Origin of the sequence: Eggerthella hominis (assembly GCF_014287365.1) — a bacterium.
In the GTDB taxonomy this organism is placed as follows: domain Bacteria; phylum Actinomycetota; class Coriobacteriia; order Coriobacteriales; family Eggerthellaceae; genus Eggerthella; species Eggerthella guodeyinii.
Genome location: NZ_JACOOA010000006.1, coordinates 76,067 through 92,122 on the forward strand (window position 1 = coordinate 76,067; position 16,056 = coordinate 92,122).

14 protein-coding genes and 1 riboswitch are annotated in these 16,056 nt (G+C 69.4%); of the genes, 12 read left to right on the forward strand and 2 right to left on the reverse strand.

Going from position 1 to position 16,056, the window contains the following annotated elements:
• Position 1: 1 nt before the first annotated feature.
• Positions 2-400 (reverse strand): MGMT family protein, encoded by a 399-nt coding sequence (locus tag H8S61_RS13165; RefSeq protein ID WP_015760352.1) that lies wholly within the window; start codon positions 398-400, stop codon positions 2-4.
• Positions 401-618: 218 nt separating this feature from the next.
• Between H8S61_RS13165 and H8S61_RS13170 the strand changes: the two genes are divergently transcribed.
• The 12 genes from H8S61_RS13170 (at position 619) to H8S61_RS13225 (ending at position 14,597) form a co-directional block, all read left to right on the forward strand.
• Positions 619-2,136: an efflux RND transporter periplasmic adaptor subunit gene (locus H8S61_RS13170; RefSeq protein WP_186939296.1), complete on the forward strand. Its 1,518-nt coding sequence runs from the start codon at positions 619-621 to the stop codon at positions 2,134-2,136.
• Between the two features lie 4 nt (positions 2,137-2,140).
• Positions 2,141-2,845 carry an ABC transporter ATP-binding protein gene (locus H8S61_RS13175; RefSeq protein WP_015760354.1) on the forward strand — a complete coding sequence of 235 codons (705 nt, stop codon included), beginning with the start codon at positions 2,141-2,143 and terminating at the stop codon, positions 2,843-2,845.
• The gene (locus H8S61_RS13180) at positions 2,842-4,035 is read left to right on the forward strand and encodes an ABC transporter permease (RefSeq protein WP_186939297.1); all 1,194 of its coding nucleotides are present in this window, start codon (positions 2,842-2,844) and stop codon (positions 4,033-4,035) included. Before H8S61_RS13175 ends, H8S61_RS13180 begins: the two co-directional genes overlap by 4 nt.
• Positions 4,036-4,112: 77 nt before the next feature.
• Positions 4,113-4,257: riboswitch (adenosylcobalamin (AdoCbl) riboswitch) on the forward strand.
• Between the two features lie 135 nt (positions 4,258-4,392).
• Entirely contained in the window at positions 4,393-6,432 is a 2,040-nt protein-coding gene (locus H8S61_RS17750) for a prenyltransferase/squalene oxidase repeat-containing protein (RefSeq protein ID WP_186939298.1), read from the forward strand.
• Between the two features lie 12 nt (positions 6,433-6,444).
• Complete coding sequence (locus H8S61_RS13190) at positions 6,445-7,338, forward strand: DUF4430 domain-containing protein (RefSeq protein WP_186939299.1); 894 nt, start codon at positions 6,445-6,447, stop codon at positions 7,336-7,338.
• A gap of 141 nt (positions 7,339-7,479) precedes the next feature.
• Positions 7,480-8,355, forward strand: coding sequence for an energy-coupling factor transporter transmembrane component T (locus H8S61_RS13195; protein WP_186939300.1), 876 nt, complete (start codon positions 7,480-7,482; stop codon positions 8,353-8,355).
• On the forward strand, positions 8,343-9,812 hold the full coding sequence (locus H8S61_RS13200) for an ABC transporter ATP-binding protein (RefSeq protein ID WP_186939301.1): 1,470 nt from the start codon (positions 8,343-8,345) through the stop codon (positions 9,810-9,812). Before H8S61_RS13195 ends, H8S61_RS13200 begins: the two co-directional genes overlap by 13 nt.
• Entirely contained in the window at positions 9,809-10,516 is a 708-nt protein-coding gene (locus H8S61_RS13205; RefSeq protein WP_186939302.1) for an ECF transporter S component, read from the forward strand. The genes H8S61_RS13200 and H8S61_RS13205 overlap by 4 nt, the downstream gene beginning before the upstream one ends.
• 75 nt (positions 10,517-10,591) lie before the next feature.
• Complete coding sequence (locus tag H8S61_RS13210; RefSeq protein WP_186939303.1) at positions 10,592-11,200, forward strand: L-threonylcarbamoyladenylate synthase; 609 nt, start codon at positions 10,592-10,594, stop codon at positions 11,198-11,200.
• 660 nt (positions 11,201-11,860) lie between these two features.
• Positions 11,861-12,403, forward strand: coding sequence for an FmdE family protein (locus H8S61_RS13215; protein ID WP_186939304.1), 543 nt, complete (start codon positions 11,861-11,863; stop codon positions 12,401-12,403).
• Positions 12,403-13,455 (forward strand): FecCD family ABC transporter permease, encoded by a 1,053-nt coding sequence (locus H8S61_RS13220; protein WP_366458426.1) that lies wholly within the window; start codon positions 12,403-12,405, stop codon positions 13,453-13,455. Before H8S61_RS13215 ends, H8S61_RS13220 begins: the two co-directional genes overlap by 1 nt.
• Positions 13,452-14,597 carry an ABC transporter ATP-binding protein gene (locus H8S61_RS13225; RefSeq protein WP_186939305.1) on the forward strand — a complete coding sequence of 382 codons (1,146 nt, stop codon included), beginning with the start codon at positions 13,452-13,454 and terminating at the stop codon, positions 14,595-14,597. Before H8S61_RS13220 ends, H8S61_RS13225 begins: the two co-directional genes overlap by 4 nt.
• 179 nt (positions 14,598-14,776) lie before the next feature.
• Here the strand turns inward: H8S61_RS13225 and H8S61_RS13230 are convergent, their stop codons facing one another.
• Positions 14,777-15,934, reverse strand: a complete 1,158-nt coding sequence (locus H8S61_RS13230) for an ABC transporter substrate-binding protein (protein ID WP_186939306.1) — start codon at positions 15,932-15,934, stop codon at positions 14,777-14,779.
• Between the last annotated feature and the right edge of the window lie 122 nt (positions 15,935-16,056).

Here is a 16,056-nt window from a genome sequence, read left to right on the forward strand (position 1 = left end):
GTCATTCTCCCAGTTCCCGCGCCCAATCGAAGTCTTCCGGCGGCGCGGTGGGCAGCTCGCCCTCGGCCGTGCCGTCCGCGTGCCCGTCCCACTGGCAGGCGTCCATGTCCACGTGCGTGTCGTCGGCGAACGCCACCCCCTCGGCTTCCAGCATCTCGCGCTGGATCTCGGGGCCGCCGAACGCGAATCCCTTGCACAGGCCGCCGTCCTTGAACACCACGCGGTGGCACGGGATGTTGTTGACCTCGGCGCCGGGGTCGGGGTTCGCGTGGAGCGCGTAGCCCACGTAACGCGCCGAGCGCGGCGCGCCGATCAGCCGTCCCACCTGCCCGTACGACGCCACCTTCCCGCGCGGGATGCGCCGCACCACCTCGAACACCCTGTTGGAGAAATCGCCCATGCTCTCTTCGCTCCTCGCATTCGCTCAACGTTTCGCCCCAGTATACGGCAACCGCGCCCGGGCGTGAGCGAGCTGCGCGAGGCCGTTGAGGCGTATCTGGCGCGCGGCTGAAGAGCGCGCGCGGATTGCGGCTTCACTTTTCCCATCGTTCCACTTATGATTGATGCACGGCTGTTCCTCGAGAACCGCCCCCGCTTCTTTCGCACGGGAGGTAGTAGATGGGTCCGATCAACAACCGTCGTCAGGGCGCTCCGGACGGCACCGAGCCTTTGAGCGCTCAACCGAGCCCCTTCGATCAGAACGCTTTCGATCGCATCGCGTTCGAGCCGATCGAGGGCCTGCCGGGGCCGACCGACCTCGTCGACGCCGAGGCGCTCGCCGACATGCGGGCGTTCAACGACCTCAAGGCGAAGCGCAAGAAGCAGCGCAAGCGCAAGATCATCATCGGCGCCGTCTCGGCCGTGGCGGTGCTCGCCGTCGCGGGCGGCGCGTTCGCGTGGTACGCGGCCGACCAGGCGGCCAAGGCGCTGCAGGACATGGCCCCGCAGACCGGCTTCGTGGAGCAGGGCACGTTCGTCGAGACGGTGTCGGCGTCCGGCAACCTGCAACCCGTCGCGTCGGTGAGCGCCACGCCCGAGGTGGACGGCATCGTGGGCGAGGTGCTCGTGGCCGAAGGCGACGCGGTGGCCGAGGGCCAGACGCTGTTCACCGTGGTCAACGACGAGCTGGACAAGGCGGTGAACCAGGCGGCCCAGGGCATCGAGGAGGCCAAGAACGGCGTGGCCCAGGCCCAGAACGCCGTGAACGACGCCTACCACGCCAAGTCCGCCGGCCAGCAGGCCGCCGCGAACGCCCAAGCCCAGGCGCAAGCCGCCGCCGCGGCCGCCAAGGAGGCCGGGGGAGCGGCGGCCGAGTCGTTCGCCGGCGAGCAGGCTTCCTTCGACGAGTCCAGCGCCGACTCCGCCATCAGGTCGGCCGAGCTCGGCTTGAGCAACGCGAACCTCGCGCTGCAGAACGCGCAGAGCGCCTACGACGAGGCCGTCGCGCGCGCCGCCAAGCGCACGGTGACCGCCTCCATCGCCGGCAGCGTCGTCGCGGTGAACATCGAGCCCGGCAAGGCGCTCGGGGCCACGGCGAGCGCCGCGACCTCGCCCGTGCAGATCGCCGACCTGTCGCAGATGACCGTCTCCATCAACGTGAACGAGATCGACATCCTGAAGATCACCGCCGATCAGACCGCCGAGGTCACGTTCACCGCGGCTCCCGACCTCACGCTGCCCGCCACCGTGGTGAGCATCGCCACCACGTCGGCCGGCTCCGGCGATGCGTCGGGCGGCGCCATGTACGGCGGCATGGGCGGTGCCGTCACGTACGCGGTGAAGCTGCTCATCGCCGAGCCCGACCCGCGCCTCAAGCCCGGCATGACCGCCAAGGCCACCATCACCACGACCACCATCGAGAACGCGCTCATGGTGCCCATCTCGGCCGTGCAGTCCGACGGCGCGGGCGGCAGCTTCGTGATGGTGCTCACCGACCCCGAGACGCAGGAGATGGACGCGCGCACGGTGGAGGTCGTCGCGTCCGACGGCCTCACGTCCGTCGTGAAGGGCCAGGTGAAAGCCGGCGACGAAGTGGTCGTCGGCGGAGGCATGGGCGGCGCGGCGGACGGCATGGGCATGGCGGGCGACGGCGGGATGGCCGCGGTCGACGCCGGCGGCAGCGTCATGGTGGGGTAGCGCCATGGCCAACGTGGTTGAAGCCGTCGACCTGCACCGCATCTACGAGAGCGCTTCGGGCTACACGCACGCCCTGCGCGGCGTGTCGCTGACGGTCGCGCAGGGCGAGTTCCTCGCCATCATGGGCCCGTCGGGCTCGGGCAAGTCCACGCTCATGAACCTGCTGGGCTGCCTCGACACGCCCACGCGCGGGCGCTACCTGCTCGAGGGCGTCGACGTGGCCGACTACCGCGACGACGAGCTCGCCGAGATCCGCGCCACGCGCCTCGGCTTCGTGTTCCAGTCGTTCAACCTGCTGCCGCGCGCCACCGTGCTGCGCAACGTGGTGCTGCCGCTCATCTACACGGCCTGCCCGCGCAAGGAGCGCGAGCTGCGCGCCCATGCGGCGCTGCGCAGCGTGTCGCTCGACGAGCGGCTGTACGACCATCGCAGCAACGAGCTGTCGGGCGGCCAGATGCAGCGCGTCGCCATCGCCCGCGCCCTCGTGAACGACCCGGCGCTCATCCTGGCCGACGAGCCCACCGGCAACCTCGACACCGCCACGGGAGACATGGTGCTGAACACGTTCAAGCGCCTGCGCGACGCGGGCAAGACCATCGTGCTCATCACGCACGAGCCCGACGTGGCCGCCCACGCCGACCGCGTGGTGCACATTCGCGACGGGCGGCTGTACGAGGGGGCGCACGGCGGGGAAGGGGCGCGCCCATGAAGATCGGCGACCTGTTCTACGAAACCTGGCACGCGCTGTCCGCGAACAAGGGCCGCTCGTTCCTCACCATCCTCGGCATCGTCATCGGCATCGCGGCCGTCATCGCCATGACCTCGCTCATCGCGGGCGTGCAGAACATGCTCATGGGCGAGATGGGGCTTTCCCAGGCGCGCCAGGTGTCCATCAGCGCGTACTCGCCGCAGGGCATCACGTTCGACGACCTGGACAAGCTGGAGCAGGGCATGCCGGAGTACGAGGTCATCACCGGCGCGTCGTACGCGTCGGCCGAGATCGCGATGGCCGACGGGCAGAAGAACTACGCGACCGTCATCGGCGCCCGCCCCGATTATTTCACGGCGAACGGAACGAAGCTCAAAGCGGGCCGTTTCTTCACCGAAAGCGAGGAGCAGAACGCGGCGCGCCTCGTGGTGATAGGCGGCGGCGAGATGGCCGTGCAGATGCTCGGCGTCCCCGACACCGAGGCGGTGGGGAAGACGGTGCGCCTCGGCAACGACGATTACACGGTGGTCGGCGTGATGGAAACCTCGTCGTTCATGGGCGGCGGCGGGACGTTCTACGCGCCCTACACCACGGTGGAGACGCGCATCGGCAACACGGGCGGCATCCAGCAGATCGTCGGCTTCGCGCGCGAGGGAACCGACATGGACCGCCTCGTCGAGACGACCCAGGCCTTCGTGGCGCAGTACTTCAACCTGGATGCCGAAAGCGTGTACGTGTCGTCGCTCGACGCCGTCATCAAGCAGATGGAGACGATGATGGCGTCGTTCTCGCTGCTCATGGGCTCGGTGGCGTCGATCTCGCTGTTCGTGGGCGGCATCGGCATCATGAACATGATGCTGACGAACGTCACCGAGCGCATCCGCGAGATCGGCCTGCGCAAGTCGCTCGGCGCGCGCCGCCGCGACGTCACGAAGCAGTTCTTGCTCGAGGCCATCATGCTGTGCGTGGCCGGCGGCGCGTTCGGCATCGTGTTCGGCTTCCTGGCCGCATGGGGCCTGGGGCAGGTGATCGGCGCGGTGCAGGCCGGCATGGCCGTCACGCCGGTGCTCGCGCCGGGCGTGGTGTTCGGCGCCGTGGCCGTGTGCGTGCTCATCGGCGTTGTGTTCGGCTACTACCCGGCACGCCGCGCCGCCAAGCTCGACCCGGTGGAGTCGCTGCGCTACCAGTAGGCGGCCGGCGGGCGGCAAGCTCGGAGGTTGCGCCTCTTTCGCGTCGTTCGCCGACCCAAGAGGTGGTAGAATGCATCAAGCATGAAGAAGACGTCTCGGATCGTGGGAAGCCGGGTGAGAATCCCGCACGGTACCGCCACTGTGTTTCGGCCTTGCCGATCAGCCAGAATACCGACCGAGAAGCGTGTGTGCGCAAGCGGCGAGTTACCGCGAACGCAACCCGGAGGGCAAGAAAGCCCTCGGCTTGTCTGCGTAGCGAATACGGGCTGCGCGGCCCCTCGAATCGCGAGGGCCGCGCAGCCTTTTGTTTTGCTGTCTCTCTTCTGCGAAGCGACCGATGAAAGGAGAAGGAAGACGGTGAAGGAACAAACGATCACCCCTGCGGGGGTCATGCGGCGGGCGTGGGCCCTCCTGCTGGCCGCCGCGCTCTGCCTGGGCCTCATGCCCAGCGCAGCCTGGGCCGAAGAAAGCGAGGGTGCGGGGACGTTCTCGGTGGCGCTCACCATCGTGGACACGTCCGACCCCGCGGACGGCGTCCTGTACAACGGCAAGGTCGACGGCATGACCTCCGACGACACGGTTGCCGACCTGCTGGCGAAGGCGGGCTTCACCGCCGCGGCCAGCGCGGAGGAGACCGAGGGGAACGACAAGGCGTACTTCGACTCCTGGGGCTCCCCGACGTTCCGCGGCAACAAGTCGGTCCAGCAGCCCGACGGCTCGTGGGCCTATTGGGCGACGATGTTCGACGGCGACAGCGCGAACTACGCCAGCGCCCAGCTGACGTCGAAGCTGCAGGAGAACGGCCGCTACCAGTACATCTACACGTCCGACGCGACGTTCGCCTACGACGAGGAGGCTTCCGGATTTCCGGTGCAGCTCACCATCGTGGACACGTCCGACCCCGCGGACGGCGTCCTGTACAACGGCAAGGTCGACGGCATGACCTCCGACGACACGGTTGCCGACCTGCTGGCGAAGGCGGGCTTCACCGCCGCGGCCAGCGCGGAGGAGACCGAGGGGAACGACAAGGCGTACTTCGACTCCTGGGGCTCCCCGACGTTCCGCGGCAACAAGTCGGTCCAGCAGCCCGACGGCTCGTGGGCCTATTGGGCGACGATGTTCGACGGCGACAGCGCGAACTACGCCAGCGCCCAGCTGACGTCGAAGCTGCAGGAGAACGGCCGCTACCAGTACATCTACACGTCCGACGCGACGTTCGCCTACGACGAGGAGATTCCTCAGCTCGCGATCTACACCGTCAACGACCCCTTGGCGGGGGCGATCAAGCCCGATCCCAAGCCCGAACCCGAACCTGATGAGCCTGCCAACGATGCCGTCGCAGTAGACAGCGCTGCGTACAACACGCTGTTCGGCACCATCGCCAGTTCCTATGCGGGTACGTCCGAGGAATGGAAAGCCCTTGAGCTCGCGGCCGCCGGTCGTGTGTCGTCGGTTGATGTGGCGACGCTCGTAGCGAATGCGAAAGCAGCGAACGGTTCTCCCGAAACCACCAATTTGCAACGCTTCATCTTGGCGCTCACGGCCGTCGGCAAAACAGAGGAAGCAGCGGAGCTCGTGCAAACGATGGCGACGTCCGACATTTCGACTACCTATGTGAACGGCCAGGCGTTTGCTCTGCTCTCCTACGAAAGCGGTGCGTACGACGCGCCCGCGAACGCTCTTGAAACCGAAGCTGAGCTTGTGGCCAAGCTTCTGAGCGCGCAGCAGGCTTCCGGCGGCTGGACCTGGAAAGGCGCTGCCGAAGGGGACGATCCCGATACGACGGCCATGGTGATAACCGCTCTTGCCTCTCGCGTTTCGGACGCCTCCGTCAAAGCGGCGGTCGACAAGGGTCTCGAGGCGCTGCGCGCAATGCAGCACGAGGACGGCGGTTTCCGCGCATCCGGGGACGCGGCCGATGGTCCCATCAACGTCAGTTCTACGTCCTGCGTCGTGGTCGCCCTGTGCGCCTTGGGCGCGGATCCGGCGGCATCCATGGTCACCGAAAGCGGCGCGACGCCGTTGAGCGCGCTGCTCTCGCAGGCCACTTCCGACTTGTCCGGATTCGTTTACAACGGCGCTGCGAACGACCTCGCCACCGAGCAGGGGTTCCGGGCGCTTGTTGCGTACCAGGGCCTCAAGAACACCGGGGCGGCGTACAACGTCTACACGCAGGCGAAGCTCGGCCAGGCTGCGCTGCCCGCCGACGAGCGGGAAGAAGGCGACGTCAAGCCCGCAGGGGCTCCGGCGGCCGACAAGAAGGCGCTCGCCAAGACCGGGGACGGCTCTGCGCCGTTCGCGGCCGGCACTGCCGCGCTCGCGCTCGGCGCGCTCGCGGCGGGCATCGCCGCCACGCGGCGCATGCGCGTTTCCGACGAGCTCTCGTTGCGTCGATAGGATCGCGACAGTATGAGCGAAGATTCGAACGAGAAGACCGGCGGCTCGGGCGTCGAAACGCTCGAGCCGCGTGAGCGGGCCGAATCGCCCGACGATCGCATCGCCCCCTCCACGCCTCGCGGCGAGGAGGGGGCTTCGGAGGGCGGGGCGTCCGCACCGGCGGCGTCCGAGCCCGCGCGTCGCCGACCGCGCAAGGCGCTGCTTGCCGTGGGCGTCGCCGCGGCCGCGATCGCCCTGTGCGCCGTTGCGGCAAGCGCCGGCTTCGCCACCGGATGGCTCGGCGACCCTGTGCCGTCCGATCCGGTGCCGATGCCCAGCGTCGTCACGGATGCGCCCTCTGACGGAGACGACGCGTCGCAGGGCGACGAGGCCGATCGCAAGGATGCCGCCGAAGAGGCTTCGGAGGGTGCGGACGGGGAAGCGGGCGCCGCCGTCGACGGCGAGGGCGCGGCGGGTGCCGACGGCTCGGCCGCTTCGACGGCCGGCGAGGCGCCATCGGGCACCGAGCCTTCCGCGTCGGAGGGCGCTGCTGCACCGGCCCCGGCGCCTGCGCCCGAGCCGGCCCCGGCGCCGTCGGCCCCCAGCACCGTCACGGTGTCGGTGTACATCGACAGCTCCCGCGCCGCGTCGTACGGGTACCCCTCGTCGTTGGGCGGCGGCACGGTCACCCTCAACCAGGGCGCATCGGTCTACGACGCCCTGTGCGCCACCGGCGCGTCGGTGGGCGGGTCGAGCAGCTACGTCAGCTCCATCGGGGGCCTTGCGGAGTTCGCGTGCGGCCCGGGAAGCGGCTGGCTGTACTTCGTCAACGGATCGTCGCCCGGATACGGGTGCGGTTCGTATATCCTAAGCGGTGGCGAGAATATCACGTGGATATACACCTGCGACTTGGGCAACGATCTGTAAGGTGTATGGGTCGAGGAAAGCGAGGCGCCGTGTTCAGCAATCCGAAAGTGGCCAAGATCATGGCTGCGCTGGCGATACTCTTCGCCGTGCTCGTGGTGATCTCGATCTTCCAAACGGTGCACGCCTAGGGGCGTGCCTCGCATGAAGCGCACGGCGTTCGACCTGTTCCACCCCATCGTGGCGTTCGGCTACTTCGCCGTCATGCTCGTGCTCTGCATGACGGCGATGCAGCCGGTCTATCTGGCCGTCTCGCTTGCGAGCGCGCTTGCGTACGGCGTGGTGCTGCGCGGTTGGCGGGCGACGGGCCGCTCGCTCCTCTGGCAGCTGCCCCTCGTCGCCGTCGTCGCGCTGGCGAACCCGCTGTTCTCGGCGTCCGGCTCCACCGAGCTGTTCCGCATCGGGCTGCGCGCGTTCTACCTGGAGAGCTTCGTGTACGGCGCATGCATGGGCGTCATGCTGGCCAGCGTGCTCGTGCTGTTCTCGAACGCCGCGCAGGTGCTCGACTCGGACAAGGTCATGGCGCTGTTCGGCGGCGTCGCGCCCACGGTGGGCCTCATGCTGTCGATGACGGCGCGCCTCGTGCCGCAGTTCGTGCGGCGCGGCAACGGCATCGCCGACGTGGAGCGCGCGTGCACGGCTGCGCGCCCCGCCGAGGAGCCTACGGGGAGGCTCGCCGCCCTGCGCGGCTACCTGCGGCGAACCTCGGTGCTCATGGGCTGGAGCATGGAGGACTCGCTCGAGACGGCCGGCACCATGAAGGCGCGCGGCTGGGGGGCCGTCGCGCGGCGCACCACCTACGCGCGCTACCGGTTCCGGCGCTTCGACGCCGCGGCGCTCGTCTGCGGGGGCGCGCTCGCGCTGCTGGCCGCGGCCGCCGCCTGGGCGGCATGCGCGGAATTCCGTTTCTATCCGACGATCGGCGGGCTCGCGCCCTGGTGGAGCTATCTGCCGTACGCGCTGTTCGCGTGCCTGCCGCTCGCAATCACCGCGAAGGAGCATCTGCGATGGCGAGCGTGAAGGCGATCGAGGCGCGCGGCTTCGCGTTCCGGTACCCCGAATCGACGGCGAGCATCGGGCCGCTCGATTGGACGGTGGAGGAGGGCGCGTTCCAGCTGCTCGTGGGCGCCACGGGCAGCGGCAAGACCACGCTGCTGAGCAGCTGCAAGCCGGCCATCGCGCCGGCGGGGGAGCGCGCGGGCGCGCTGTGGGCGTTCGGGCGTCCCGTGGACGAGCTGGACGCCCGCGAGGCCGCCGCGACGGTGGGCTACGTCGCGCAGAGCCCCGAGAACCAGATCGTGTGCGACAGCGTGTGGCACGAGCTGGCGTTCGGGCTGGAGAACCTCGGCGTGGGGCAGGACGAGATGCGCCGCCGCGTGGCCGAGGTCGCCCACTTCTTCGGCATCGAGCCGTGGTTCCGCCGCTCCGTCGCCGAGCTGTCGGGCGGCCAGAAGCAGATGACCACGCTGGCCGGCACGCTGGCGATGCAGCCGCGCCTGCTGCTGCTCGACGAGCCCACCGCCCAGCTCGACCCCGTGGCCGAGAAGAACTTCCTGCACGCCCTGTTCCGCGTGAACCGCGAGCTGGGCATCACCGTCGTCGTGGCCACCCACGCCCCCGAGGCGATGGCCGAGTACGCGACGGACACGGTGGAGCTGCGGGACGGGCGGATGCGCCCCCTGCTTGCGCCGAGCGGGCGTTTCGCGGATCGGGAAGTCCTCCGCGCGGCGCAAGCAGGGAGGCTCGCGCCCGGTTGCGATGCCGCCCGCGAGGCTCCTCCCGCCATCTCCCTCCGCGATGCCTACGTGCGCTACGATCGGGACTCCTCCTGGGTGCTTCGCGGCTGCGACCTCGACGTCGCCGCGGGCGACGTGCACGCGATCGTGGGCGGCAACGGCTGCGGGAAGTCGACGCTGCTGCGCGCGGCCGCGGGCGTGCTGAAGCCCGAGCGGGGGCGCGTGGCCAACAGGCTGTCCGCGCGCCAGGCGCTGCTCCCGCAGGATCCGAAGGCCCTCTTCGTGTGTGATACGGTGGTCGAGGAGCTGCGCGAGTGGCAGGAGGGCTGCGGCTACGACGACGACGCCGTCGAGGCCGCGCTCGCGCGCTTCGGCCTGGACGCGCGCGTCGCCAACCATCCCTACGACCTGTCGGGCGGCCAGCAGCAGTTGCTCGCGTTCGCGAAGCTGCTGCTCACCGACCCCGACCTGCTGCTGCTCGACGAGCCGACGAAGGGGCTCGACGCGCCGTCGAAGCTGCTGGTCGCCCGCACCCTGCGCGATCTCGCGCAGGCCGGGGCGACCGTCGTCCTCGCCACGCACGACCTGACGTTCGCCGCGCTCGTCGCCGACGCCGCCACCATGCTGTTCGACGGGGAGGCCGTGTGCACCGAGCCGGCCGCCGCGTTCTTCGCGGGCAACCTGTTCTACCGCCCGACCGAGGATGCGTTCTCCCGGCTGTGGCGCGAGGAGCGCTCGTGACGCGCCCATCTTCCCGCGCGGCGGCGCGCATCCTCGCGCTGCTCGAGGTGCCGGCGCTCGTCGCCGTGCCCCTCGTGCTGGGCGCGTGCGCGTACTTCCAGGTGGAGCAGGGCGCGCTGCTCACCGTGGTCGTGGCGTTCGCGGCGGTGGGCGTGTTCTTCGCCAGCTTCGAGGCCTCGCGCCCGGCGTTGCGGCAGATCATGCCCACGGTGGTGCTCGCCGCGCTCGCGGCGGCGGGGCGCGTGCTGTTCGCGCCCATCCCCGACTTCAAGCCGGTCTCGGCCATCTGCATCCTCGCGGGGGCCGTGTTCGGCCGTCGCAGCGGCTTTCTGGTGGGCGCGCTTGCGGCGCTCGTGTCCAACTTCTTCTTCGGCCAGGGGCCGTGGACGCCGTGGCAGATGTATGCCTGGGGCCTCGTCGGCTACCTGGCCGGCGTGCTGGCCGACCGCGGCTGGCTCGACCGGCTGCCGGTGCTATACGCCTACGGCTTCCTGTCGGCCCTGCTGTACGGCCTGCTGCTGAACGGGTGGTACGTCATCGGCTTCGTGCAGCCGTTCTCCTGGCCGGCCGCGCTCGTCGCGTTCGGCGCCGCGCTGCCGTTCGACGCGACGCATGGCGTAGCCACCGTCGTGTTCCTCGCGGCGCTCTACGTTCCCTGGCGGAAAAAGCTCGAGCGCATCAAGAGGAAGTACGCGCTGATCTGACGGACGCCGCCGATCGCGGCGCAGCGGGCGCGCGCGTGCTACAATGCCTCCCGATCATCGAAGAAGGGAGCGCCCATGTCGGCACTGTCCAGCACGAAGCACGAGGCCATCGTCGCCCTCAGGCGCGGCGAGCCGGTCATCTTTCCCACCGAGACGGTGTACGGCCTGGGCGTGTCCGTCGAGGCGGCGGCGAGCCCCGACGCGCTCTACGACCTGAAGGAGCGCGACCGCGGCAAGCCCGTCTCCTGGCTCGTGGGCGGCGTCGACGACCTCGACCGCTACGGCGCGCACGTGCCCGACCTGGCCCGAAGGCTCGCGCGCGCGTACTGGCCGGGCCCCCTCACGCTCGTCGTGGAAGCCGGCGGGGCCGTGCCCGCGGCCTTCCGCTCGCAGGCGGGCTCCATCGGCCTGCGCATGCCCGACAGCGAAGTGGCCCTCGAGCTCATCGAGGCGGTCGGCTGCCCGCTGGCCACCACGTCGGCGAACATCTCGGGCCTCCAGGCGCCGGGCGCCTTCGACGCCCTCGACCCCGATCTGGCCGCGCGCGTGGGCGTGGTGGTGCCCGACGACGGCGACGGCGCCTTGAGCGGCGTCGCCTCCACCGTCATCGACTGCACCGGCGCAGCCCCCCGCATCCTCCGCGAAGGCGCCGTCTCCGAGGCGGACATCCAAGCGCTGGGTTAGGCTTCCAACCAGCGCGGCGGCGGCTTCGGGGTGCGCCAGAATCCCCGGACGAGCGCTCCGCGCCCCGACATCCCCGCCGCGCGCATCCGATCGGCGTCTCGCAAGGCCGCATCCCGCCAGGATGCGTTCTGCCGGGTTGCGTTCCCGCGGGCTTCGTCCTGCCAAGCTTCGTCCTGCCGGGTCGCGGCCTGCCAAGTCGCGGCTTGCTGGGTCGCGTCCCGTCAAGCCGCGTCCCCGCCAGACCGCGTTCCGCTCAGGCTTCGCCCTGTCCGGGCACCCGTCGCGTGCCGTTCGCACCCATCTGGCACAAAATCGCCGTTATGAACGATTTTTTCGCGATGCGAAAAACCTGACCTGGGGTTTTGAACGTTCATGTCGAAACCATGCCGCGAAAATCGTTCATAACGGCGATTTTGTGCCAACGAGGACGCGCCCCCAGCCCCGAGCCCGAGGCCCCCTAGCCCCAGACCCCTCCCAGCCCCGAGCGCCCCCCCCAGCCCCCGACCTCCCAACCACACATCCCCCCGTCCCCACCGCCCCCATCCGCGCGCCCCGCACATCGCGCGAGGGCGCCGCGCACCGCCCGATAGTGTTACGAAATCAAGATTTGTGTTACTATCGCGTCGCAAAGGGAGTATTTCGAACACGGAGGAGACGAATATGCTGGACGAATCGCTGTGGCGCGACGTTGCGGAATTCCACGGACACACGTGTCCGGGGCTTGCCATCGGTTTCAAGGCCTGCGAAGGGGCCATCGCCGAGCTGGGGCTGGACGCCGCGCACCTGCCCGCCGTCGACGAGGAGGTCGTGTGCGTCACCGAGAACGACGCGTGCGGGGTCGACGCGGTGCAGGTCCTGTTGGGCTGCACCTACGGCAAGTCCAACCTCATCCCGCGCCTGCGCGGCAAGATGGCGTTCTCGTTCTTCGTGCGCGGCACCGATCGCCAGGTGCGTCTCGTGCTGGAGGCCAAGAACGAGGGCAGGGGCCGCGACGAATACCAGAACTACCTTCTGACCACGCCGTACGAGCAGCTCTTCAAGGTTGAGAAGCCGTCGTACGGGCTGCCCGAGCCGGCGCGCCTCTTCCCCTCTCAGGCGTGTGCGGCCTGCGGCGAATCGACCGCCGAGTTCGGCCTGCGCGTGCAGGACGGCAAGCTGGTCTGCCTCGATTGCTACGATGCGTACGAGCGGGAAGGGTTCTAGTGACCGTTCAAGCCGTTCGGATAGCCGATAGGCAGAAGGGCATCGAGCGGCGCAACGTGGCGATCATCGCCGCGCTCGTCGCAGCGTGCGTGCTCGTCGCCTTCGCGGCCCTCGCGAGCGGCGCGTCGGACATGGGGCTGCTCGACAGCGCCCAGGCGCTGTTCGGATTCGGCTCGTCCCAGGACGTCATGACGGTGCGCTCCATCCGCCTGCCGCGGGTGGTGTGCGCCATCGTGGCGGGGGCGGGCCTGGCGCTGGCGGGCGCCGCGCTGCAGAGCGTGCTGGAGAACCCGTTGGCCTCCGCGTCCACCGTGGGCATCTCGCAGGGGGCCGCCTTCGGCGCCACGGTCGCCATCCTGCTGATCATCCCGTCGTTCGCCGGCTCGTCCACGAACGTGGGCATGGGCACCATCGCGCTGTTCGCGTTCGCGGGGGCGATGGCGTCCAGCCTGATCGTGCTGCTGTTCTCGCGGCTGGGGTTCTCGAGCCCCGAGAGCATCATCCTGGTGGGCGTGGCGCTTTCGGCGCTGTGGGCCGGCGCGTCCACCATCATCCAGTACTTCTCGGACGACCTCGAGCTCACGAAGGTCATCTTCTGGCAGTTCGGCGACCTCGGTCGCGCCACGTGGTCGCAGATCGGGCTCATGGCGCTGCTGGGAACCGCATGCGCCGCGTACTTCTTCGCCAACCGCTGGAACTACAACGCGCTGCAGAACGGCGGCCATGTGGCGGGCGGCCTGGGCGTCGACGTGAAGCGCACGCGCGTGCTGGGCGTGGTGGTGGCCTCGCTCATGGCCGCCGTCATGGTGTCGTTCGTGGGGCTCATCAACTTCATCGGCCTCATCGCGCCGCACATCGCGCGCCGCTTCGTGGGCGACGACTACCGTTTCCTGCTGCCCGCCTCCTTGGTGCTGGGCGCCATCATCATGCTGGCGAGCGACCTGGCCGCGCGCATGGTCATATCGCCCATCATCCTGCCCATCGGCGCCATCACGTCGTTCTTGGGCGCGCCGCTGTTCCTGTACCTGCTGTACCGGGGGTACAAACGATGAGCGCGCTGGGCGGCGGGCGGCCGCTGAGGACGAGGGACGTGGCCGGCTCCATCGGGGGATGCTTCGGCCCGAGCGAGCGGTTCTGCCCCTCCATCAACGACAACGAGGCCGAGGCGCTTTCCCGCCGGGTGTTCGATGCGCACGCCCACGTGCACGAGCACGCCGACGGCACGGTGCACAACCATTACCATCGGCACGAAGAAGGGGAGGGGGAGGTCCCGCACGGGTGCGACGCGGCGGGCGACCCGGTCGACGAGCACGCGACCCCGAATGGCGAGCCGCCGCTTCACGAGCACGACGCGGCGTTGGCGGACGTCGCCGTGCTCTCCGCGCGCGGCCTGTCGTACGCCTATCCCGCGTCGGACGGGGCCGTGTTCGAGGACATCGGCCTGGAGGTGCGCACGGGCACGGTGACCGCCATCCTCGGCAACAACGGCGCGGGCAAGTCGACGCTGCTCAACCTGCTGGCCGGCATCGTCAGGCCCACGGCCGGCACGGTCGAGGTGGAGGGCCGCGCGCTGGCGTCGCTCAGCCGCCGCGAGACCGCGCAGCACATCGCCTACGTCGCCCAGCAGCAGCGCATCCCGCACCTGAGCGTGTACGACCAGGTGCTGCTCGGGCGGCGTCCCCACCTCACCTGGGCGCTGTCGGACTACGATCGCACGGTGGTGGCCGAGACCATCGACCGGCTGGGCCTGGAGCCGTTCTCGACGCGCTTCCTGGACGAGCTGTCGGGCGGCGAGCGCCAGAAGGTCTACATCGCCCGCGCGCTCGCGCAGGAGCCGGAGGTGCTGCTGCTGGACGAGCCCACGAGTGCCCTCGACCCGAAGAACCAGCTGGAAGTGCTCGAGACGGTGCGCTCCATCACGCGGCAGGGGGCGCTGGCCACCGTGCTCGTCATTCACGACATCAACCTGGCCCTGCGCTTCTGCGACCGCTTCCTGCTCGTGCGCGACGGCACGGTGGTGGCCTGCGGCGGGCGCGAGGCCGTGACCGACGAGACGCTCTCGGCCACCTACGACGTGCCGTTCTGCGTGCAGCAGGTGGCCGGCGTGCCCGTGGCCATTCCGCTGGACGGCCCGAAGGACGAGCCGTCCGAGACGCTTCGAGACGAAAGGAGGCGTGCACATGGTCGCGGCTGATCAAAGGGCGCTCGAGGCGCTGTACCGCTCGTGGACGCGCCCGCGTTCAGGAGGGTACGCCGAGTGCGAACACCGCGCGCCCTGCGCGCATGAGAAAGGGGCCTCGCGGCCCCTTTCCCATGGTCCCGACGGATCGGGGACGGCATGCGCGCGGTCGTGCCGGCCGCGCTCCCGCGCCGCTACGCCGCGATGTTCGTCAGGTCGATCTGCTTGAACTCGTAGCCTTCGGCCGCCAGGTCGGCGGAGAGCTTCTTGCCCAGGAAGAACTCGGTGATCTCGTCGAGCTTCGCGGTGGGGTCGACGTCCTCGAACTGGTCGGGGTACACCATGGCGCCCACCTGATAGCAGTTCGCCAGCGCCAGCTCGATGTTCGTGGCGTAGAAGCGGTAGGAGATCAGCGTGTAGGTCTGCCGGTCCTGCACCGCCTTGAGCTCGGCGAAGTAGCCGGGGTTGTTGTCGTAGTCCTCCTTGACGAGGGAGAGGTTGCTGCCCTCGACGAAGATGCAGTCGGGCTGGGCGGCGGTCACCTTCTCCAGGTCGATGTCGAAAGCGCCGCTCGCGCCGGCCACGTCGGCGATGTTCTCGACGCCCGTCTCCTCGAACGGCGGGAAGTGCGCCTCGGTGCCGGCGAAACCGTGCCCGCCGCGGAAGCTGATGCCGGCGGCGTAGGCCGTCTTCTTGTCGGCGTCGGCGATGCCGGACGTGCGCTGCTCGAGGTCCTGCTGCGTGTCCTTCATGTACGCGACGATCTCGTCGGCGCGATCCTGCTTGCCCACGATGCTGCCCACCAGGCTCACGTTGTCGTAGAACACCTGGTCGAACACGATGTCGCTCAGCGTCAGGCACACCACGGGGATGCCCGTCTTCTCCTGCAGCGAATCGGCCGCGTCCTTGTCGATGGAGGCGAAGATCACCTCGGGGCCCGCCTGCATGATGGCCTCCTCGTTGGGCGTGACGCCCTTCGAGCCGCCGTCGCCGATGACGGGCAGGTTTTTGAGCGTGTCGTGGTACACGTGGCGGTAGCTGCAGGTGACGTTGTCCTCGAGCTCGGATTGCTCGACGCCCACGACCGTGTCGACGGCTTCCAGATACGCGATGAGGCGCAGGGAGCTCGACCCGATGCCGACGACCTTCTCGGCCTTGGCCGGCACCTCGACGGTGCGGCCCACCATGTCGGTGACGGTTTGCGTGGAAGCTTGCTGCTCCGGCGCGGCGCTGCCTTGCGCGGCTTCGTCCTGCGGGGTGCTGCATCCTGCGAGCGCTGCGACGAACAGGATGGCAGCGAGCGTCGTCGCCATCGCGACGGCGAGGCGCCCCCGATGCTTGCTACGGATCATGCGGTGTCCTTTCCCTTCCCTGATGTACGGTACGGGGGAATAGTAACACGTTTTTCAGATTCGTAACACTCTTTCAGGTGGACGGCGCCTGCAGCGCGGACGGCGCTTCCAGCGCGAGCGAT

What these genes read in the sequence shown, in the direction of transcription:
- H8S61_RS13225 (WP_186939305.1), top strand. Translation starts at nt 13,452, where the DNA reads ATGAGCGCGCTGGGCGGCGGGCGGCCGCTGAGGACGAGGGACGTGGCC.
- H8S61_RS13210 (WP_186939303.1), top strand. Translation starts at nt 10,592, where the DNA reads ATGTCGGCACTGTCCAGCACGAAGCACGAGGCCATCGTCGCCCTCAGG.
- H8S61_RS13190 (WP_186939299.1), top strand. Translation starts at nt 6,445, where the DNA reads ATGAGCGAAGATTCGAACGAGAAGACCGGCGGCTCGGGCGTCGAAACG.
- H8S61_RS13175 (WP_015760354.1), top strand. Translation starts at nt 2,141, where the DNA reads ATGGCCAACGTGGTTGAAGCCGTCGACCTGCACCGCATCTACGAGAGC.
- H8S61_RS13170 (WP_186939296.1), top strand. Translation starts at nt 619, where the DNA reads ATGGGTCCGATCAACAACCGTCGTCAGGGCGCTCCGGACGGCACCGAG.
- H8S61_RS13215 (WP_186939304.1), top strand. Translation starts at nt 11,861, where the DNA reads ATGCTGGACGAATCGCTGTGGCGCGACGTTGCGGAATTCCACGGACAC.
- H8S61_RS13180 (WP_186939297.1), top strand. Translation starts at nt 2,842, where the DNA reads ATGAAGATCGGCGACCTGTTCTACGAAACCTGGCACGCGCTGTCCGCG.
- H8S61_RS13200 (WP_186939301.1), top strand. Translation starts at nt 8,343, where the DNA reads ATGGCGAGCGTGAAGGCGATCGAGGCGCGCGGCTTCGCGTTCCGGTAC.
- H8S61_RS13195 (WP_186939300.1), top strand. Translation starts at nt 7,480, where the DNA reads ATGAAGCGCACGGCGTTCGACCTGTTCCACCCCATCGTGGCGTTCGGC.
- H8S61_RS13165 (WP_015760352.1), bottom strand. Translation starts at nt 400, where the DNA reads ATGGGCGATTTCTCCAACAGGGTGTTCGAGGTGGTGCGGCGCATCCCG.
- H8S61_RS13230 (WP_186939306.1), bottom strand. Translation starts at nt 15,934, where the DNA reads ATGATCCGTAGCAAGCATCGGGGGCGCCTCGCCGTCGCGATGGCGACG.